Source organism: Pseudomonas sp. PDM10 (assembly GCF_014852295.1).
Lineage (GTDB): Bacteria > Pseudomonadota > Gammaproteobacteria > Pseudomonadales > Pseudomonadaceae > Aquipseudomonas.
Genome location: NZ_JACVBJ010000002.1, coordinates 654,885 through 672,384, shown reverse-complemented (window position 1 = coordinate 672,384; position 17,500 = coordinate 654,885). Strand labels below are relative to the sequence as shown.

Genomic DNA, 17,500 nt, shown 5'->3' with positions numbered 1-17,500 from the left:
TTGCAATGAACACTCACGGATTGAACCGTAAAGTCTGAGCCTCGCCCGTCGGTCAGGCAATAGCCGACTGTTTGGGTTTGGTGATGTCAGAGCCCTTGCGTATCATTGTCGCCATTCGTTAGCCCCACTTATTTTCCGGAGGGCCCATGAGCCTGCACGAATTGAACACCTTCCCAGGCGTGACTGCCCAACCTGACACCGCCACCCAGAAGTTCGTCTTCAACCACACCATGCTGCGGGTCAAGGACATTACCAAGTCGCTGGATTTCTACACGCGCATTTTGGGTTTCTCGCTGGTTGAAAAGCGCGATTTCCCGGAAGCCGAGTTCAGCCTGTACTTCCTGGCGCTGGTTGATAAAAACCAGATCCCGGCCGACGCTGCTGCTCGCACCGAGTGGATGAAGTCGATCCCCGGCATTCTCGAGCTGACCCACAACCACGGCACCGAGAACGACGCGGATTTCGCTTACCACAATGGCAACACCGACCCGCGTGGCTTCGGTCACATCTGCATCTCAGTGCCGGATATCGTCGCGGCGTGCGAGCGCTTCGAAGCGCTGGGCTGCGATTTCCAGAAGCGCTTGAATGACGGCCGTATGAAGAGCCTGGCGTTCATCAAAGACCCGGATGCGTACTGGGTCGAAATCATCCAGCCTGCACCGATGTAAGCCCCACTGCAGACCCCCTGTGGGAGCGGGCTTGCTCGCGAATGCGGACTGTCAGGCGACATCACTGCTGAATGACAAACCGTATTCGCGAGCAAGTCGGATCGCCGCACCGCCGCTCCCACATTGGGAATGTGCAAGACATAAAAAACCCCATGATCGCTCATGGGGTTTTTTGTGTTTTCAGCGTCGGGTTTTATGCCGGAGCCGAGGTCCGGATCAAGTGATCGAATGCGCTCAGGGAGGCCTTGGCGCCCTCGCCCACCGCAATCACGATCTGTTTGTACGGCACGGTGGTCACGTCACCGGCAGCGAACACGCCCGGCATCGACGTTTCACCACGGGCATCGACGATGATCTCACCGCGAGGCGACAACTCGATGGTGCCTTTGAGCCAGTCGGTGTTGGGCAGCAAACCGATCTGCACGAAAATCCCTTCCAGCTCGACGCTACGCAACTCGTCCGACTGACGATCCTTGTAACGCAAGCCGTTGACCTTCTGGCCGTCGCCCAACACTTCAGTGGTTTGCGCACTGGTAATCACGGTGACGTTCGGCAAGCTGTGCAACTTGCGCTGCAAGACCGCATCGGCGCGCAGCTGCACGTCGAACTCCAGCAGTGTTACGTGGGACACGATACCCGCCAGGTCGATGGCCGCTTCGACGCCGGAGTTACCGCCGCCAATCACCGCCACGCGCTTGCCTTTGAACAGCGGACCGTCGCAGTGCGGGCAGTACGCCACGCCTTTGTTGCGGTATTGCTGCTCACCCGGGACGTTCATTTCACGCCACCGCGCACCGGTCGCCAGGATCACGGTCTTGGCTTTCAGGGTCGCGCCGCTGGCGAAGTGGACTTCGTGCAGCTCGCCATTTTTACCCGGCACCAACTTGTCGGCGCGCTGCAGGTTCATGATGTCGACGTCGTATTGCTTGACGTGTTCTTCCAGCGCCACAGCCAGTTTCGGCCCTTCGGTTTCCTGCACGGAGATGAAGTTCTCGATGGCCATGGTGTCTAGTACCTGCCCACCAAAACGTTCAGCCGCCACGCCGGTACGAATGCCTTTACGGGCAGCGTAGATCGCGGCCGAAGCACCGGCCGGACCGCCGCCGACGACCAGTACGTCGAAAGCTTCTTTGGCGCTGATCTTCTCGGCCTGACGCTCGATGCCGCTGGTGTCGATCTTGGCGAGAATTTCTTCGAGGCCCATACGACCCTGGCCAAAGTTCACGCCGTTCAAGTAAACGCTTGGCACAGCCATGATCTGACGGTCATCGACTTCGGCCTGGAACAGCGCGCCGTCAATGGCGACGTGGCGGATGTTCGGGTTAAGCACGGCCATCAGGTTCAGTGCCTGGACCACGTCCGGGCAGTTCTGGCAGGACAGCGAGAAGTAAGTCTCGAAGCTGAACTCGCCTTTGAGCGAGCGGATCTGCTCGATCACTTCAACGCTGGCTTTCGAAGGGTGACCGCCGACTTGCAGCAAGGCCAACACCAGGGATGTGAATTCGTGGCCCATCGGGATGCCGGCGAAACGCAGGCGGATATTGGCACCCGGGCGGTTGATCGAGAACGATGGTTTACGGGCATCGTCACCGTTGTCGAGCAAGGTAATTTGAGTAGAAAGACTGGCAACGTCTTTGAGTAATGCGAGCATTTCCTGGGATTTCGCACCGTCGTCGAGGGATGCAACGATCTCGATCGGCTGGGTGACCCGTTCCAGGTATGACTTCAACTGGGCTTTAAGATTGGCGTCCAACATACGGGCGATTTCCTTTTTGAATTCGAAAAAAAACGCCCGAGCGAATCTCGCCCGGGCGTTTTTATTGGGCGGTTGCAGCTTACTTAGGTGCGGAAACCCGCCCTGATGATGCGATCCACAGACTTAGATCTTGCCGACCAGGTCCAGGGACGGAGCCAGAGTGGCCTCGCCTTCTTTCCACTTGGCTGGGCAAACCTGGCCTGGGTGAGCAGCGACGTACTGAGCAGCCTTGATTTTGCGCAGCAACTCGGAAGCGTCACGGCCAACGCCGCCATCGTTCAGTTCAACGATTTTGATCTGGCCTTCAGGGTTGATCACGAAGGTGCCACGGTCAGCCAGACCTGCTTCTTCGATCAGCACGTCGAAGTTGCGGGAGATGGCGTGAGTCGGGTCGCCGATCATGGTGTACTGGATTTTGCCGATGGCTGGCGAAGTGTTGTGCCAGGCAGCGTGGGCAAAGTGGGTATCGGTGGAAACGCTGTAGATCTCGACGCCCAGCTTCTGGAACGCGTCGTAGTTGTCAGCCAGGTCTTCCAGTTCGGTCGGGCAAACGAAGGTGAAGTCGGCTGGGTAGAAGAACACGACAGACCACTTGCCTTTCAGGTCAGCGTCCGACACTTTTACGAAGTCGCCATTTTTGTAGGCGTCAGCTTTGAACGGTTTAACTTGGCTATTGATGATAGGCATCGATGACTCTCCGTCAGGGTTGAAAAGTTTGGTTGAGAAGTTGATGGAGTGGATCCTACCGACTCGATTGCCGGATGGCTCATTGGCAAAGCTCATGCTGCTCATTGGTTTTCGCTATTAGCCGAACGTATTAATAGAAGAAACCTTACTTGGCAGCGCCAATGGTTTTTTCCGCGAGCGGTGTCATCCCGAGAAACGGGCTGGCTTCAACATAGCGCATGGCGGACTTCATATCCTTCCAGCCCACGTAACTCATCAACGACTTCAAGTCCCACCCGCTCTGATGCGCCCACGTGGCAAAGCCGCGCCGCAAGGAGTGACTGGTGTAGTGCTCGGCCGGGATGCCGGCGCGCTCCAGCGCCTGGCGCAGTAACGGGATCACGCTGTTGGCGTGCAGCCCCTCCTCACTCAGGTGGCCCCAACGGTCGATGCCCCGGAATACCGGCCCGCGAACCAATGCGGCTTCGCTGATCCAGTCGATGTACGCCTGCACCGGGCACAGGCGCTGCAACGCTGGCGTCTGGTAAGTCTTGCCGAGGTTTTCGCGGTCGCTCTTGGTTCGCGGCAAATACAGCGTGATGCCTGAGCCGGCAGCCGCTTGCACGTGCTCGATCTGTAACCGGCACAACTCATCGCTACGAAAACCGCGCCAGAAGCCCAACAGGATCAGCGCCCTGTCGCGCCTGGCCCGCAACAGAGCCGGTTGATCGTGTTCGGATTTTGCGGTGTGCGCTTCTTGCTCCAGCCAGGCAACTACTTGCTCCAGATGTTGAAGCTGTAACGGCTCGGCCTGTTTTTCTTGAGCCGGGTGTAGCGCGCGAATGCCCTTGAAGACCTTGCGCACCACCGGCGCCTTGGTGGGATCAGGAAAACCCTGACTGTTGTGCCATTGCGCCAGCGCTGACAAACGCAATTTCAAGGTATTGATCGACAGCACCCCCGCATGAGCGACGAGGTAACGCGCCACGCTGTCGCTGGTCGCCGGCAGGAAACCGCCCCAACTGACTTCGAAATGCTCGATAGCCGCCCGGTAGCTGCGACGGGTGTTGTCGCGGGTGGCGGCTTGCAGGTAACGATCCAGCTCAGTCATGGGCTCAACTCTCTAAAACGTACCGCTTTGGCGGGTGAAAACGCGCCACAGGGCTCATCACACGGGGTAATACCAGTATATCCCGCCTGAATACTTGTCGTATTTTAAGTTTTTATGATGCGTGGTACATTATGTACTTAGGTGGCATGTACCACAGTACGAAATCGTAGGAGAACTCATGGCTCGTGGCGGTGTAAACAAAGCGGTGGTGCAAGCGGCGCGCCTGGCAATTCTGGCGCGCGGTGAAAACCCAAGCATCGATGCGGTACGGATCGAGATGGGCAACACGGGCTCGAAAACCACAATTCATCGCTATTTGAAGGAGCTGGATAACGGCACCGAGCGCACCGAAGTGCCGCCAGAACCGATTGATGACGAACTGGCGGGACTGGTCGCGCGGCTGGCACAAAGACTCAAGGACCAGGCTCAGGAGCCTATCGATCAGGCCCGCGAGCAGTTCGATAAACAAAAGAAAGCGCTGGATACGCAACTGCATGAAGCCCAACAAGCCAACATGCAATTGCAGCAGCAGTACGAAATTCAAAGCCTGGCACTGACTCAAGAGTCCGAGGCCCTGCAAGAAACCGGCGCCATGCTGCAGACCGAGCAAACCCGCAACGCCGGACTGAACCAGGCGCTGGCGGATTTCGAATTACGTTTGCAAGACAAGGATGAGCAGATCCGCTCACTGGAAGAAAAGCACCTACACGCTCGCGATGCCCTGGAACATTATCGCAACGCTGTCAAAGAACAGCGCGAGCAGGAGCAACGTCGCCACGAAAGCCAGGTGCAGCAGATTCAAATGGAGTTGCGCCAGGCCCAGCAAAGCGCATTGATGCGTCAGGATGAGATCACGCAATTGCACCGCGACAACGAGCGTTTGCTGACGGAGAACCGTGGCACATTGAGAGAATTAAACCTGCTGCAGGATCAACTCAAGCAAACCAACGCTCGACAGGATCAGTTACTGGAACAGGTCAACCGTATCGACAACGAACGCACCCTCCTCCAGGAACGCTTGCGCGCTGCCCTGCTGGAAAGCCAGTCGCTGAAACAGAGCGTCGATGAGCAGTCGCAGATAAACAAAGCGCTGGAAATTGAGTTACTCAAGACTCAGGCGAGTCTCGATGAGAGCGTGCGCCTGGCCGCTGTCATTGCGACAGCACCAGACGCATCAGAGCCCAAAAAGGACGATTAACCCGCGACCGGCGTGCGCATGGTGACGAATTCTTCGGCGGCAGTGGGGTGCACGCCGATGGTTTCATCGAAGTCGCGCTTGGTGGCACCCGCCTTCAAGGCGATCGCCAAGCCCTGAACAATTTCCCCAGCCTCCGGACCGACCATGTGACAGCCCAGAACCTTGTCGGTCTTGGCGTCCACCACCAGTTTCATCAGGGTGCGCTCCTGACATTCGGTCAGGGTCAGTTTCATTGGACGGAAGCGGCTTTCGAAGATCACCACATCGTGACCGGCCTCCCGCGCCTCTTCCTCGGTGAAACCGACCGTGCCGATGTTCGGCAAGCTGAACACCGCGGTCGGGATCATCTTGTAATCCACCGGGCGATATTGCTCAGGCTTGAACAAACGTCGCGCCACGGCCATGCCTTCGGCCAGAGCGACCGGCGTCAGCTGAACCCGACCAATGACATCGCCAAGCGCCAGGATCGACGGTTCAGCCGTCTGATACTGCTCGTCGACTTCGACGAAACCTTTCTTGTCGAGTTTGACCCCGGTGTTTTCCAGCCCAAGATTGTCGAGCATCGGACGTCGACCGGTGGCGTAGAACACACAATCCGCTTCCAGCTCACGACCGTCCTTGAGGGTCACCTTCAGGCTGCCATCGGACTGCTTGTCGATACGCTCGATGTCGGCGTTGAACTGCAGGTCCATGCCACGCTTGGTCAGCTCTTCCTGCAAGTGTTTGCGCACCGCACCGTCGAAGCCGCGCAGGAACAGCTCACCGCGATACAGCAACGTGGTGTCGGCGCCCAGACCGTGGAAGATCCCGGCGAATTCGACGGCGATGTAACCACCGCCTACGACCAGAACGCGCTTGGGCAGCTCTTTGAGGAAGAACGCCTGGTTGGAACTGATTGCATGCTCATGCCCCGGAATCTCCGGAATCTGCGGCCAGCCACCGGTAGCAATCAGGATGTTTTTGGCGGTGTAGCGCTCGCCATTGATCTCGACCTGGTGCGGATCAACGATTTTGGCGTGGCCTTCGTGCAAGGTCACGCCGCTGTTAACCAGCAGGTTGCGATAGATGCCGTTCAGTCTATTGATCTCGCGATCCTTGTTGGCGATCAGCGTCGCCCAATCGAACTTCGCTTCGCCCGGCGTCCAGCCAAAACCCGAAGACTGCTCGAAGTCTTCGGCGAAGTGTGCGCCGTAGACCAGCAGTTTCTTCGGCACACAGCCGACGTTCACACAGGTGCCGCCAAGATAGCGGCTCTCGGCCACAGCCACTTTCGCGCCAAAACCGGCAGCAAAACGCGCAGCCCGCACACCGCCGGAACCGGCGCCAATCACATAAAGGTCAAAATCGTAGGCCATTTTCAATCTCCTCGGCAGTCCACAAGCATACCCGCAGACATCCGTTGGGCAAGCGCTGCAAACGATATGGGGACGGAAAATGAAAAAGCCACCCGAAGGTGGCTTTCGATACAAGTGGGTCAGAGGCTATCAGTAAGCCTTGCCAGTCTTGTAGAAGTTCTCGAAGCAGAAGTTGGTGGCCTCGATGTAGCCTTCAGCGCCACCGCAGTCAAAACGCTTGCCCTTGAACTTGTAGGCAATCACGCAACCGTTTTTCGCCTGCTTCATCAGGGCGTCGGTGATTTGAATCTCGCCGCCTTTGCCTGGCTCGGTTTGTTTGATCAGCTCGAAAATATCCGGCGTCAGGATGTAACGACCGATGATTGCCAGGTTCGACGGTGCGTCTTCCGGGGCTGGTTTTTCGACCATGTTGCGAACGCGGTACAAATCATCAGCGATCAGCTCGCCAGCGATCACGCCGTACTTGTTGGTTTCCATTGGATCCACTTCCTGGATCGCAACGATGGTGCAGCGATACTGCTCGTACAGCTTGACCATCTGGGTCAGGACGCCGTCGCCTTCGAGGTTGACGCACAAGTCGTCCGCCAGTACTACCGCGAACGGTTCGTCACCGATCAGCGGGCGGCCAGTCAGGATCGCGTGGCCCAGGCCTTTCATTTCGGTCTGACGGGTGTAGGAGAACGAGCACTCGTCCAACAGTTTGCGGATGCCGACCAGGTATTTTTCCTTGTCGGTGCCTTTGATCTGGTTTTCCAGCTCGTAGCTGATGTCGAAGTGGTCTTCCAGAGCGCGTTTACCGCGACCGGTGACGATGGAGATTTCGGTCAACCCAGCGTCCAGTGCTTCTTCGACGCCGTACTGGATCAGTGGCTTGTTTACCACCGGCAGCATTTCTTTGGGCATGGCTTTAGTCGCTGGCAGGAAGCGAGTACCGTAACCGGCTGCTGGGAACAAGCATTTCTTGATCATATAAGTCCTTGATAGGGCTGTGTGTACGAGTTTCGGCGCAGTCTAATCAGGCGGCGTGCACCTTACAATGCCCCCGCGCTGGCTAACCGATGCCATCATAGAGAAATATTCTCGCGGATAGTTCCCGAGATAACTCCGCAGCCTTTATAGATAGCACAGACCATCAGATCTGCACGGCCGCGAATCCTACACCTTCAGCACCCGTTGAGTGCATTTGGCGCTATCATTGCGCGATTGAACCAGCCAACGAGGCAGATAGATGTCGGAAGCAAAAAGTGTCAACGGGTTCCTGATCAATCAGGCGAAAGACGGCCAGTGGTGGGTAGACAGTGCAGGCGGCGAAAATATCGCCGGGCCTTTCCCTACCGAAGCGTTGGCGATTGAAGTGGCATCCGTTCTGGAGCTCGAACACCCAGCCCCGAAGCGTCGCGGCAAGGACAAGTCCTGAGAAGTACCGGACTCGGCCCAAGCCCTGCCTTGCGCAGGGCTTTTTTGTGATTGCCTGCAACTAAGTGGCCATTCGCTATAACCTTTTGATGCCAGCGCTGTCACAGGCTCAGCCCCTTCATCCTGACGACGACAACGACATGATTAAATTCTTGCCACTGATTGCGGCACTGGCCCTGAGCGGCTGCGCCACTTCCGAAACGACCTACCTGAACAACGGCGAGCAAGGCCTGGCCATCGACTGCTCCGGGGAAGCCAATTCCTGGGCGACCTGCTACGAAAAAGCCGATGCCTCTTGCGCCGGCACCGGCTATCGGATCGTCGGTACCGACGGAACACCTTCGACCAAGGAAAGCGACAAGACGCTGGGCGTCGACGTCGGCAACTACAAGAACCGCAGCGTCGTGGTGGTCTGCAAGTAAGGCGCCCTGCCCTACATGTGAATTTCGGCGAACTTGATCCCGAGACCGCGCACCGTCTCGATCAATTCATCGAGGCTACTGAAGGATTCGACTTCATCGTTTTCATCCACCAGAAAATAACTGCGCCCGGCGCTTTTCTTGAAAAACACGATCCATTCGCCCGGATTCGCCGGATTCTGAATCACGTGGGTGGCAGAGATGTGACCCTCTGCATGGCGCTGCTGTACCTGCTCTCGCTTCATGCTCGACTCCAGAAATGACGATGCCGCCAAAGCGCTGCTTTGGCGGCATCGTGCTGACGGGCGACAGTCTATCAGCCGGAAATGCACGCCGTAGCGGCATTGCGTACATCCATGGGGCGCAACGGTACATTGGAGATACGCTCATGCAATTTGATGCTGCTGCCAGTGGAGCGGTCTTCGATATCAAATACCGCGGCCGGCCCCGACGAGAACTTCTGCGGCACGATGACTCGCATACCATCCTTGTGCGGCTCGACTTGCAGGGCTCCCCGGCTGCCGGCCAGTTTTTCGGTCAGGCATTGCGCGTACTCATGAGGCTTCTTGCCTGAAATTACGTTCATGGTCGGTAGCGACTCATTGATCTCCGAGACACTCGCACAACCACTCATCGCTATTGCCATAGGCAGGAACAGCACACCCCACTTCATACAACACCTCCGATAAAGACACTCCGACAGTACAAATACTGTTTTTCTCCGAGGCATGCTGCATTTATCGCTCATAGAATTCCGAATAACTGTTTTTAATTGTCAAAGCAGACCACGACGACCGGATAATAACCCGTTCGGGCTGATAAACTGCGCCAATCGCACATGCTATCGTTTTGATTTTGTAGAAAAAGCCCTTCTGGAGGCGCCTCATGAAATTTATCCACCAGCGCGAGCACCTCAACGAAGACGACATCGTCGTCATTCAATGCTCCCAAACATGCAATATCCGCTTGATGAACGACGCCAATTTCCGCAGTTTCAAAAATGGCGGCCGCCATACTTATCACGGTGGTGCATTCGACACCTTCCCGGCCCGGATTACTGCACCGAGCACCGGTTTCTGGAACATCACCATCGACACGGTCAACCGCCGGCCGATCAGCGTGACTCGCAAACCGACCCTGACTCACACCATCAAGATCATCCGCCGCTCCAGCACGAAACTGAGCTGAGTGACACCCAAACACCAAGACAAGCAGGTATGACCGTGGCCCAAACGACCAAGTACGTCATCAAATACAAACTCAATGGTGAGCGTCGCTTCGAATTTGCCCAGCTTGAAAAAGGCACCGAAGAAGAAGCCAAGGCCGCATTGGATGCTCTTCACGGTTCGAGCGAAGACGTCATCAGCGACATCAGCGTCAGCAAAGCGCTGTAACGGGATCCGGAGCGACAACATGGATGGACGTCTGCTCCTGTCTCTGGAATTCAACCGCAAGCGCCGGAGTGTCAACGAAGTCCACGCTCCCTAGACTGGCCACCTCAACCTTTGGTTAAGGAGTCAGAACATGTCTACTTCCTCGATTCGCTTCATCAGCGGCACTTCCAGCCTTGGCGTCTTGCTGCTGGCGTTCAGCGCCGAGGGTTTGTGTGCACTGCTGATCGGTGATGATCTGGCAATGCTGGAACGCGATCTTTCGCAACGCTTCCCCGGCCAACAAGCACCGCAGCGCGATGAAAGCTTGATGCCTGCGCTGGAGCAAACCCTGCGCCACCTCGAAGACCCGCGCACCACTCTGGATTTGCCGCTGGATCTGACAGGCAGCGTGTTTCAACGGCGAGTCTGGGATGCCCTGCGGCAAATACCCATGGGTGAAACCGCCAGCTATCTGGACATCGCGCGACAACTGGGTCAACCCACGGCTTTTCGGGCGGTGGCCAATGCCTGCGGAGCCAACCCGCTGGCGGTGATCGTGCCGTGCCATCGAGTACTGCGTCAGGATGGCAGCCTTGGCGGCTACCGTTGGGGGCTGGAGCGCAAACGGCAACTGCTGGATCGTGAGGCGCAGCGATGAGCGAGCGTTCTCTCGATGAACTGGACTGGGAAGCGCTGGCACAGCAACTCGATCAGGATGGCTGCGCGATCATCCGGTCGCTTTTAAGCGACGAGACGTGCGATGAAATCAGCGCTCTGTACGCCAGTCCCGAACCGTTTCGCTCGCAAGTGATCATGGCTCGTCACGGCTTTGGCCGTGGCGAGTACAAATACTTCAAATACCCGTTGCCGGATATCGTCTCCCGTTTGCGCAGTGCGCTCTATCCTCGATTGGTGCCCATTGCCAATCGCTGGTACGAGCACATGAACCTGCCAACTCGTTTCCCGCAAACCCATGAGGAATTTCTCGACCGCTGTCATGCCGCCGGTCAGGAACGCCCGACGCCGTTGTTGCTGCAATATGGACCGCAGGACTACAACTGCTTGCATCAGGACCTGTACGGCGAACACGTCTTCCCGCTGCAAGTGGCGATTCTGCTGTCAGAGCCGGACGACGACTTCACCGGCGGCGAGTTCGTGCTGACGGAACAGCGCCCGCGGATGCAGTCGCGCCCTCAGGTCATTGGCCTGAAGAAAGGCGACGGGCTGATCTTTGCCGTCAACCAACGACCGGTCAAAGGCGTTCGTGGCTATTACCGAGTCACCCTGCGCCACGGCGTGAGTCGCCTGCACAGTGGAAAACGGCATACCCTTGGAATCATCTTTCACGACGCGCTATGACCCCATGAACCCGCTCACCTTCGACTTGTTTGCCGACGCGGAACCCGAGCAGCAACCCAGGCTCGATCATATCGGCGAACAATCCTGCGTCCTCAGAGGCTTTGCCCTGCCCTGGCTGGATCAGTTGCTGCCCGCACTGGACACGGTTCTGGCGGCGGCACCGTTTCGGCAGATGATCACGCCCGGAGGTTTTACCATGTCGGTCGCCTTGAGCAGTTGCGGCGTGCTGGGCTGGACCACCGACCGCAGCGGTTATCGCTATACCCGCGATGATCCACTGACCGGAAAACCCTGGCCGAAAATGCCCGAGGTGTTTCTCGACCTGGCACAAGCGGCGGCCCGGGAAGCGGGGTTTGCGGATTTCACGCCTGATTCCTGCCTGATCAACCGCTATGTTCCCGGGGCCAAGATGTCGTTGCACCAGGACAAAAACGAAGTTTCCTACGCAGCGCCCATTGTTTCAGTGTCTCTGGGATTGCCGGCGATGTTCCTGTTCGGCGGCTTCGAACGCAGCGATAAAAGCCAACGAGTACCGCTGCTCCATGGCGACATCGTGGTCTGGGGTGGCGTGGATCGCTTGCGTTATCACGGGGTCTTGCCGATCAAGGACGGCCAACACCCGCGACTGGGCGAACAACGGATCAACTTCACCTTTCGTACCGCCGGATAAAGCCTTCGAATTCGACCGCAAGACCCGGGGTGCAGCGACCCCGTCGGCTGGTTAATCTGCATGAAACAGGTCAGGACATGAAGCCATGACAAGCCATCCGACAAAGATTGCCATCGAGAACGATCCTCGCTGGGCCGCCGTCGTCGCGCGTGATCCCCGGGCAGACGGACAGTTTGTATACGCGGTGAAAACCACTGGCATTTACTGCCGCCCCAGCAGCCTGGCGCGTTTGCCGAAACCGCAGAACGTCGAGTTCTTCGACACGGCCGAGCAGGCCCAGGCGGCGGGTTATCGCCCCAGCAAACGAGCCGCGAAGGATCAAAGCGACATCGCCGCGCAACACGCCGCGACCGTGGCGGCCGCTTGCCGCCAGATCGAAACCGCTGAGAATCCGCCTGTCCTGAGCGAACTGGCTGTTGCAGCGGGCCTCAGCAGTTTTCACTTCCATCGGGTGTTCAAAGCGGTGACCGGTCTGACGCCCAAGGGTTACGCTGCGGCCCACCGTTCACGCAGGGTCCGTGAGCGCCTCGCGGACGGAGACTCGGTGACCGACGCGCTGTATGACGCCGGCTTCAACTCCAACAGCCGTTTCTATGAATCCGCCGATCAGCTATTGGGCATGAAACCCGGTGATTACCGTGCGGCCGGTCAGAACAACGACATTCGTTTTGCCGTCGGCCAGTGTTCCCTGGGAGCGATTCTGGTGGCGCAGAGTGAGCGTGGTGTTTGTGCGATCCTGCTGGGCGATGACCCGCACCAACTGGTCTGCGATCTGCAGGACAAGTTTCGGCGCGCCAATCTGATTGGCGCCGACCAAGCGTTCGAGCAACTGATCGCCAAGGTGGTTGGTTTTATCGAAGCGCCGGCCCTTGGCCTGGACTTGCCGCTGGACGTTCGCGGCACCGCTTTTCAGGAACGGGTCTGGCAAGCCCTGAGGGAGATTCCCGTCGGCTGCACCGCCAGCTACGCCGATATCGCTCAGCGAATCGGCGCGCCAAAAGCGATGCGCGCCGTGGCTCAAGCCTGCGGCGCGAACAACCTGGCGGTGGCGATTCCGTGCCACCGCGTGGTGCGCAGCGACGGCAACCTGTCGGGCTATCGCTGGGGTGTGGAGCGCAAGCGTCAGTTGCTTGAGCGCGAAAACCCGTCTGAGTCCTGAATGCCGATATAGACCGACACTGAATCCGCGCTGGTATAGACCTCGAAGTCCGTTGCGAACGAGCGGCAAACCTGCGGGTTGTCCTTAAAGTAAGCCCAGATCAGGCCCCACGCCTGAATGACGCAGTCCGGCATCGCTCCTTTGGCGCTGAACACCAGGTAATCGCCCCCCTCCACCTGAACCTGCGCAAAGCCCTCCGAGGGCGCGGTGACTGCCACACCCGCCGTCACATCGAAGTGGCCTGAAGCATCGGACTCGTAGTTGGAGTAGACGCCGTACATGAAGGAATCCGGCTGTTTGTGGGGGATCTTGTCGAAAATCCCCTCAACGAAGAATTGTTCCCACATCGGACCGATGCGCGCAGTGCCTGGTTGCTGCTCTGCGGCATTGCAAGTGCGCACTTGCAGGCCCGAGACGCTAAAGGGCCGTACTTCACGCTGCTTTACATCCATGGTCAATAGTCCTTGTCTCTGTCATTTGTCTGTTTGAATTATGGTGCAACAGTCAACGATTGACGTCGACCACCACCCGACCACGCAACTGACCAGCGAGCAAACGCGGTGCGGCCTCGATCGTTTCACTCAAACCGATTTCGTGACTGATCAACGGCAGCAAGGCGAAGTCGAGATCCTTGGCCAGACGATTCCACGCCAGTATCCGCTTGGCTTTGGGTTGAGTCACGCTGTTGATCCCGGCCAGGGTCACGCCACGCAAAATGAACGGTGCGACTGAAGCCGGGAAGTCCATGCCTTGCGCCAGGCCACACGCGGCGACAGTGCCGTTGGCCTTGGTGCTGGCACAGGCGTTGGCCAGGGTGTGACTGCCAACCGAGTCGATGACTGCCGCCCAGCGCTCCTTGGCCAAGGGCTTGCCCGGCTCGGACAGCGTGGCGCGGTCGATGATTTCGCTGGCGCCCAGTTGCTTGAGGTAATCGTGCTCAGAGGTTCGGCCGGTGGATGCGACCACCCGATAGCCGAGCTTGCTTAGCAGTGCGATGGCGAAACTGCCTACACCGCCATTGGCGCCGGTGACCAACACTTCGCCTTGCTCCGGCGTCACGCCATTATGTTCCAGCGCCAGGATGCTCAGCATCGCCGTGTAACCCGCCGTGCCGATGGCCATCGCTTGCGCCGCAGTGAACTCTTTGGGTAGCGGAATCAACCAGTCGCCATTCAAGCGAGCCTTCTGCGCCAGTCCGCCCCAATGCCCTTCACCAACACCCCAGCCATTGAGTACGACCTGATCACCGACCTTGTAGTCTGGATGCTCGCTGGATTCGACAGTGCCTGCCAGATCGATCCCTGGCACCATCGGGAATTTTCGCACCACCGGGCTGCTGCCGGTGATCGCCAGGCCATCCTTGAAGTTCAGCGTGCTGTACGCCACACGCACAGTCACATCGCCCTCGGGCAGTTGATCGTCATTGATCTCTTGCAGTGTGGCCCGGTAACCGCTGTCGTCTTTATCGATCAAAATGCCTTGGAACATTGCTGCCTCCAGATGGAATCACTCAGTTGTCGTGCCGTTGAAATAACATATAGCAACATTTCACCGTACTCGACTTTAAGCCAAGAGTGACACACGGAACAAAAACTCGACTGGCCTTATGTCAGGCATAGCTGTTACAAAATCGGTCCTACCGTCCCTGCCCTGTTATGACGTCGGAGAACCCTTCAAATGAGCAAATGGCCAGACACTCGCATTCTTGACCTGCTCGGCATTGAGCTGCCGATCATCCAGGCCCCCATGGCCGGCGCGACCACTTCGGCCATGGTTATCGCAGCCAGTAACGCCGGCGGCCTGGGCTCGATGCCCGCCGCCATGTTGAGCATCGATCAGTTACGCGAGGAGCTGAAAACGATTCGCCAACACACTCAGCGCCCGATCAACGTCAACTACTTCTGCCATCAGCCGCCCGCCGCCGATGAGCAACGCGCTCGAGACTGGAAGAATCTGCTGGAGCCCTACTACCGGGAACTTGGCGTGGACTTCGACGCGCCGACGCCGGTGTCCAATCGAGCACCGTTCGATAACGCGGCCTGCGAAGTGATCGAAGAATTTCGCCCCGAAGTCGTGAGTTTCCACTTCGGCCTGCCGGAAAAGTCCCTGCTGGACCGCGTGAAAGCCACTGGGGCGAAAGTGCTCTCCTCGGCCACCACGGTTGATGAGGCCATTTGGCTCGAACAGCACGGTTGTGACGCAATCATTGCCATGGGGTACGAAGCCGGCGGCCATCGGGGCATGTTTCTCAGTGATGATCTGAGCAGCCAAGTGGGGATCTTTGCGCTGGTGCCGCAGATCGTTGATGCGGTGAAAGTACCGGTGATTGCTGCCGGCGGGATTGCCGATGCACGAGGCGTCGCGGCAGCGTTCCTGTTGGGGGCTTCGGCGGTGCAAGTGGGCACGGCGTATTTGTTCACGCCAGAGGCCAAGGTCAGTGCGTCTCACCACAAGGCGTTGCGCACGGCCAAGGAAAGTGAAACCGCCGTCACTAACATTTTCACCGGACGCCCGGCGCGCGGCATTCTCAATCGGGTAATGCGCGAACTCGGACCGATGAGCGCCAAAGCACCGGCCTTCCCGCTGGCGGGTGGTGCGCTGATGCCATTGCGGGCCAAGGGAGAAGCGGATTTCAGCAATCTCTGGGCAGGTCAGGCATTCACCCTGGGCGTTGAAATGACCACGGCTGAACTGACCCGGAAGTTGGCTGAGGAAGGATTGGCCAAGTTGGTGGGTCACTAAGACACGCCCGTGTAGCAGCGGCCGAAGGCTGCTACAGGTTCAGCGTGGCCTCAATAACGCGCATTCAGTACGTTCCGTTTGCAGGCATTTCGCTATATATTCCGCTATATAGCGTTTACTCCCCCCTCGCTGCACAGGCCTACAACGGAGCCGTTTCATGACCATTCGTGCCTCACGTTTTGCCCCCACCTGCCTGGCAACCCTGATCGCAGTGTTCGCTTTCGGGTCCGCCCAGGCGGACGAAGTCCAGGTTGCCGTCTCCGCCAACTTCACTGCACCGATTCAGGCGATCGCCGCCGATTTCGAAAAAGACACCGGGCATAAACTGGTCGCAGCTTATGGTGCAACCGGCCAGTTCTACACCCAGATCAAGAACGGCGCACCGTTCGAAGTGCTCCTCTCGGCGGATGACACCACCCCGCAAAAACTCGAAACCGAAGGCGACACCGTCAAAGGCTCGCGTTTCACCTACGCCATCGGCACCCTGGCGCTGTGGTCGGCCAAGGAAGGTTACGTCGATGCCAAGGGCAAAGTGTTGAGCGACAACCAGTATCAGCACCTGTCCATCGCCAACCCGAAAGCCGCGCCTTATGGTCTGGCCGCCACTCAGGTGCTGGCGAAGCTGGGCCTGACCGACAAGGTCAAAACCAAGATCGTTGAAGGCCAGAACATCACCCAGGCCTACCAATTCGTCTCCACCGGCAACGCCGAACTTGGTTTTGTGGCCTTGTCGCAGATCTACAAAGACGGCAAAGTCACCGGCGGCTCGGCCTGGATCGTTCCGGCCAACATGCACGACCCGATCAAACAAGACGCGGTGATCCTCAACAAGGGCAAGGACAACCCGGCTGCCAAGGCGCTGGTTGACTACCTCAAAGGTCCGAAAGCCGCCGCTGTCATCAAATCCTACGGTTACCAACTCTAAATGACGCTATCGAGTGCTGACTTTTCCGCCATCTGGCTGACCCTGAAACTGGCGTCGCTGACGACAGTCATCCTGCTGGTCATCGGCACTCCGATTGCGTTATGGCTGTCGCGCACCCGCTCGTGGTTGCGCGGCCCGGTCGGGGCGATCGTCGCCCTGCCCCTGGTACTGCCGCCAACGGTGATTGGCTTTTATCTGTTGCTGGCGCTTGGCCCTAACGGGTTTGTCGGCCACTTCACCCAATCACTCGGCCTCGGCACCCTCACCTTCAGTTTTGCAGGGCTGGTGATTGGCTCGGTGCTCTACTCGATGCCGTTCGTGGTCCAGCCACTGCAAAATGCTTTTTCCGCCATCGGCATTCGCCCATTGGAGGTGGCCGCGACCTTGCGCGCCACTCCCTGGGACACGTTTTTCAGCGTGATCCTGCCGCTGGCCCGCCCCGGGTTCATCACTGCGGCTATTCTCGGTTTCGCCCACACCGTGGGTGAATTCGGCGTGGTGCTGATGATCGGCGGCAACATTCCCGATAAAACCCGCGTGGTCTCGGTGCAGATCTACGATCACGTCGAAGCCATGGAATACGCCCAAGCCCATTGGCTGGCCGGGGCGATGCTGGTGTTCTCCTTTATTGTGTTGCTGGCGCTTTACTCCAGCCGTAAAACCAAAGCGGGCTGGAGCTGATC

At 58.1% G+C, this 17,500-nt stretch carries 22 protein-coding genes; 13 read left to right on the top strand and 9 right to left on the bottom strand.

What is annotated here, in order from left to right; translation table 11 throughout:
• Positions 1–146: 146 nt before the first annotated feature.
• Positions 147–668, top strand: a complete 522-nt coding sequence (gene gloA, locus IB252_RS09700) for a lactoylglutathione lyase (RefSeq protein ID WP_033055156.1) — start codon at positions 147–149, stop codon at positions 666–668.
• 193 nt (positions 669–861) lie between these two features.
• Here the strand turns inward: gloA and ahpF are convergent, their stop codons facing one another.
• The 3 genes from ahpF to IB252_RS09685 all read right to left on the bottom strand — a co-directional run bounded on the left by ahpF (position 862) and on the right by IB252_RS09685 (position 4,201).
• Entirely contained in the window at positions 862–2,424 is a 1,563-nt protein-coding gene (gene ahpF / locus IB252_RS09695; RefSeq protein ID WP_111450112.1) for an alkyl hydroperoxide reductase subunit F, read from the bottom strand.
• Positions 2,425–2,547: 123 nt separating this feature from the next.
• Entirely contained in the window at positions 2,548–3,111 is a 564-nt protein-coding gene (gene ahpC / locus IB252_RS09690) for an alkyl hydroperoxide reductase subunit C (RefSeq protein WP_192408334.1), read from the bottom strand.
• Between the two features lie 145 nt (positions 3,112–3,256).
• Positions 3,257–4,201 (bottom strand): site-specific integrase, encoded by a 945-nt coding sequence (locus IB252_RS09685; protein ID WP_111450113.1) that lies wholly within the window; start codon positions 4,199–4,201, stop codon positions 3,257–3,259.
• A gap of 178 nt (positions 4,202–4,379) precedes the next feature.
• Between IB252_RS09685 and IB252_RS09680 the strand changes: the two genes are divergently transcribed.
• Positions 4,380–5,399, top strand: coding sequence for a DNA-binding protein (locus IB252_RS09680; protein ID WP_192408333.1), 1,020 nt, complete (start codon positions 4,380–4,382; stop codon positions 5,397–5,399).
• Here the strand turns inward: IB252_RS09680 and gorA are convergent.
• Both gorA and galU read right to left on the bottom strand, forming a co-directional pair.
• Positions 5,396–6,754, bottom strand: coding sequence for a glutathione-disulfide reductase (gene gorA, locus IB252_RS09675; protein WP_111450115.1), 1,359 nt, complete (start codon positions 6,752–6,754; stop codon positions 5,396–5,398). The genes IB252_RS09680 and gorA overlap by 4 nt on opposite strands.
• A gap of 129 nt (positions 6,755–6,883) precedes the next feature.
• Positions 6,884–7,723 carry a UTP--glucose-1-phosphate uridylyltransferase GalU gene (gene galU / locus IB252_RS09670; RefSeq protein WP_074876936.1) on the bottom strand — a complete coding sequence of 280 codons (840 nt, stop codon included), beginning with the start codon at positions 7,721–7,723 and terminating at the stop codon, positions 6,884–6,886.
• Between the two features lie 259 nt (positions 7,724–7,982).
• Here galU and IB252_RS09665 point away from each other — a divergent pair, with 259 nt between their 5' ends.
• Both IB252_RS09665 and IB252_RS09660 read left to right on the top strand, forming a co-directional pair.
• Positions 7,983–8,171 (top strand): hypothetical protein, encoded by a 189-nt coding sequence (locus IB252_RS09665; protein WP_111450116.1) that lies wholly within the window; start codon positions 7,983–7,985, stop codon positions 8,169–8,171.
• Between the two features lie 139 nt (positions 8,172–8,310).
• Positions 8,311–8,592 (top strand): hypothetical protein, encoded by a 282-nt coding sequence (locus IB252_RS09660; RefSeq protein ID WP_111450245.1) that lies wholly within the window; start codon positions 8,311–8,313, stop codon positions 8,590–8,592.
• Between the two features lie 11 nt (positions 8,593–8,603).
• Here IB252_RS09660 and IB252_RS09655 read toward each other — a convergent pair whose 3' ends face one another.
• Together IB252_RS09655 and IB252_RS09650 are read right to left on the bottom strand one after the other, a co-directional pair.
• The gene (locus IB252_RS09655) at positions 8,604–8,834 is read right to left on the bottom strand and encodes a hypothetical protein (RefSeq protein WP_111450117.1); all 231 of its coding nucleotides are present in this window, start codon (positions 8,832–8,834) and stop codon (positions 8,604–8,606) included.
• Positions 8,835–8,905: 71 nt separating this feature from the next.
• Positions 8,906–9,262, bottom strand: a complete 357-nt coding sequence (locus IB252_RS09650) for a hypothetical protein (RefSeq protein ID WP_111450118.1) — start codon at positions 9,260–9,262, stop codon at positions 8,906–8,908.
• A 212-nt stretch (positions 9,263–9,474) separates the two neighbouring features.
• Here IB252_RS09650 and IB252_RS09645 point away from each other — a divergent pair, with 212 nt between their 5' ends.
• The 6 genes from IB252_RS09645 (at position 9,475) to ada (ending at position 13,150) form a co-directional block, all read left to right on the top strand.
• Positions 9,475–9,777, top strand: coding sequence for a DUF1883 domain-containing protein (locus IB252_RS09645; protein WP_024164534.1), 303 nt, complete (start codon positions 9,475–9,477; stop codon positions 9,775–9,777).
• Between the two features lie 29 nt (positions 9,778–9,806).
• Complete coding sequence (locus IB252_RS09640) at positions 9,807–9,983, top strand: hypothetical protein (protein ID WP_160171629.1); 177 nt, start codon at positions 9,807–9,809, stop codon at positions 9,981–9,983.
• Positions 9,984–10,113: 130 nt separating this feature from the next.
• Positions 10,114–10,620: a methylated-DNA--[protein]-cysteine S-methyltransferase gene (locus tag IB252_RS09635; RefSeq protein WP_192408332.1), complete on the top strand. Its 507-nt coding sequence runs from the start codon at positions 10,114–10,116 to the stop codon at positions 10,618–10,620.
• The gene (locus IB252_RS09630) at positions 10,617–11,321 is read left to right on the top strand and encodes a 2OG-Fe(II) oxygenase (protein WP_192408331.1); all 705 of its coding nucleotides are present in this window, start codon (positions 10,617–10,619) and stop codon (positions 11,319–11,321) included. The genes IB252_RS09635 and IB252_RS09630 overlap by 4 nt, the downstream gene beginning before the upstream one ends.
• 4 nt (positions 11,322–11,325) lie before the next feature.
• On the top strand, positions 11,326–11,991 hold the full coding sequence (alkB, locus tag IB252_RS09625) for a DNA oxidative demethylase AlkB (RefSeq protein ID WP_192408330.1): 666 nt from the start codon (positions 11,326–11,328) through the stop codon (positions 11,989–11,991).
• A gap of 85 nt (positions 11,992–12,076) precedes the next feature.
• The gene (ada, locus tag IB252_RS09620) at positions 12,077–13,150 is read left to right on the top strand and encodes a bifunctional DNA-binding transcriptional regulator/O6-methylguanine-DNA methyltransferase Ada (protein ID WP_192408329.1); all 1,074 of its coding nucleotides are present in this window, start codon (positions 12,077–12,079) and stop codon (positions 13,148–13,150) included.
• Here the strand turns inward: ada and IB252_RS09615 are convergent.
• The gene (locus tag IB252_RS09615; protein WP_111450123.1) at positions 13,114–13,602 is read right to left on the bottom strand and encodes a GyrI-like domain-containing protein; all 489 of its coding nucleotides are present in this window, start codon (positions 13,600–13,602) and stop codon (positions 13,114–13,116) included. The two genes, ada and IB252_RS09615, sit on opposite strands and share 37 nt — an antisense overlap.
• Before the next feature lie 52 nt (positions 13,603–13,654).
• On the bottom strand, positions 13,655–14,638 hold the full coding sequence (locus IB252_RS09610) for an MDR family oxidoreductase (RefSeq protein ID WP_111450124.1): 984 nt from the start codon (positions 14,636–14,638) through the stop codon (positions 13,655–13,657).
• A 189-nt stretch (positions 14,639–14,827) separates the two neighbouring features.
• On the opposite strand from IB252_RS09610, the gene IB252_RS09605 reads away from it, so the two are divergent.
• From IB252_RS09605 to modB, 3 genes are all read left to right on the top strand, one after another.
• A complete protein-coding gene (locus IB252_RS09605; protein WP_192408328.1) occupies positions 14,828–15,892 on the top strand; it encodes an NAD(P)H-dependent flavin oxidoreductase in 1,065 nt (354 codons plus the stop codon).
• Positions 15,893–16,049: 157 nt separating this feature from the next.
• A complete protein-coding gene (gene modA / locus IB252_RS09600; protein ID WP_225607357.1) occupies positions 16,050–16,817 on the top strand; it encodes a molybdate ABC transporter substrate-binding protein in 768 nt (255 codons plus the stop codon).
• A complete protein-coding gene (gene modB / locus IB252_RS09595; RefSeq protein WP_192408327.1) occupies positions 16,818–17,498 on the top strand; it encodes a molybdate ABC transporter permease subunit in 681 nt (226 codons plus the stop codon). It abuts the gene before it with no gap.
• Positions 17,499–17,500 lie beyond the last annotated feature (2 nt).

Bases quoted from the DNA above. Each gene is read 5' to 3' on its own strand.
- gloA (WP_033055156.1), top strand. From the start codon at position 147: ATGAGCCTGCACGAATTGAACACCTTCCCAGGCGTGACTGCCCAACCT.
- ahpF (WP_111450112.1), bottom strand. From the start codon at position 2,424: ATGTTGGACGCCAATCTTAAAGCCCAGTTGAAGTCATACCTGGAACGG.
- ahpC (WP_192408334.1), bottom strand. From the start codon at position 3,111: ATGCCTATCATCAATAGCCAAGTTAAACCGTTCAAAGCTGACGCCTAC.
- IB252_RS09685 (WP_111450113.1), bottom strand. From the start codon at position 4,201: ATGACTGAGCTGGATCGTTACCTGCAAGCCGCCACCCGCGACAACACC.
- IB252_RS09680 (WP_192408333.1), top strand. From the start codon at position 4,380: ATGGCTCGTGGCGGTGTAAACAAAGCGGTGGTGCAAGCGGCGCGCCTG.
- gorA (WP_111450115.1), bottom strand. From the start codon at position 6,754: ATGGCCTACGATTTTGACCTTTATGTGATTGGCGCCGGTTCCGGCGGT.
- galU (WP_074876936.1), bottom strand. From the start codon at position 7,723: ATGATCAAGAAATGCTTGTTCCCAGCAGCCGGTTACGGTACTCGCTTC.
- IB252_RS09665 (WP_111450116.1), top strand. From the start codon at position 7,983: ATGTCGGAAGCAAAAAGTGTCAACGGGTTCCTGATCAATCAGGCGAAA.
- IB252_RS09660 (WP_111450245.1), top strand. From the start codon at position 8,311: ATGATTAAATTCTTGCCACTGATTGCGGCACTGGCCCTGAGCGGCTGC.
- IB252_RS09655 (WP_111450117.1), bottom strand. From the start codon at position 8,834: ATGAAGCGAGAGCAGGTACAGCAGCGCCATGCAGAGGGTCACATCTCT.
- IB252_RS09650 (WP_111450118.1), bottom strand. From the start codon at position 9,262: ATGAAGTGGGGTGTGCTGTTCCTGCCTATGGCAATAGCGATGAGTGGT.
- IB252_RS09645 (WP_024164534.1), top strand. From the start codon at position 9,475: ATGAAATTTATCCACCAGCGCGAGCACCTCAACGAAGACGACATCGTC.
- IB252_RS09640 (WP_160171629.1), top strand. From the start codon at position 9,807: ATGACCGTGGCCCAAACGACCAAGTACGTCATCAAATACAAACTCAAT.
- IB252_RS09635 (WP_192408332.1), top strand. From the start codon at position 10,114: ATGTCTACTTCCTCGATTCGCTTCATCAGCGGCACTTCCAGCCTTGGC.
- IB252_RS09630 (WP_192408331.1), top strand. From the start codon at position 10,617: ATGAGCGAGCGTTCTCTCGATGAACTGGACTGGGAAGCGCTGGCACAG.
- alkB (WP_192408330.1), top strand. From the start codon at position 11,326: ATGAACCCGCTCACCTTCGACTTGTTTGCCGACGCGGAACCCGAGCAG.
- ada (WP_192408329.1), top strand. From the start codon at position 12,077: ATGACAAGCCATCCGACAAAGATTGCCATCGAGAACGATCCTCGCTGG.
- IB252_RS09615 (WP_111450123.1), bottom strand. From the start codon at position 13,602: ATGGATGTAAAGCAGCGTGAAGTACGGCCCTTTAGCGTCTCGGGCCTG.
- IB252_RS09610 (WP_111450124.1), bottom strand. From the start codon at position 14,638: ATGTTCCAAGGCATTTTGATCGATAAAGACGACAGCGGTTACCGGGCC.
- IB252_RS09605 (WP_192408328.1), top strand. From the start codon at position 14,828: ATGAGCAAATGGCCAGACACTCGCATTCTTGACCTGCTCGGCATTGAG.
- modA (WP_225607357.1), top strand. From the start codon at position 16,050: ATGACCATTCGTGCCTCACGTTTTGCCCCCACCTGCCTGGCAACCCTG.
- modB (WP_192408327.1), top strand. From the start codon at position 16,818: ATGACGCTATCGAGTGCTGACTTTTCCGCCATCTGGCTGACCCTGAAA.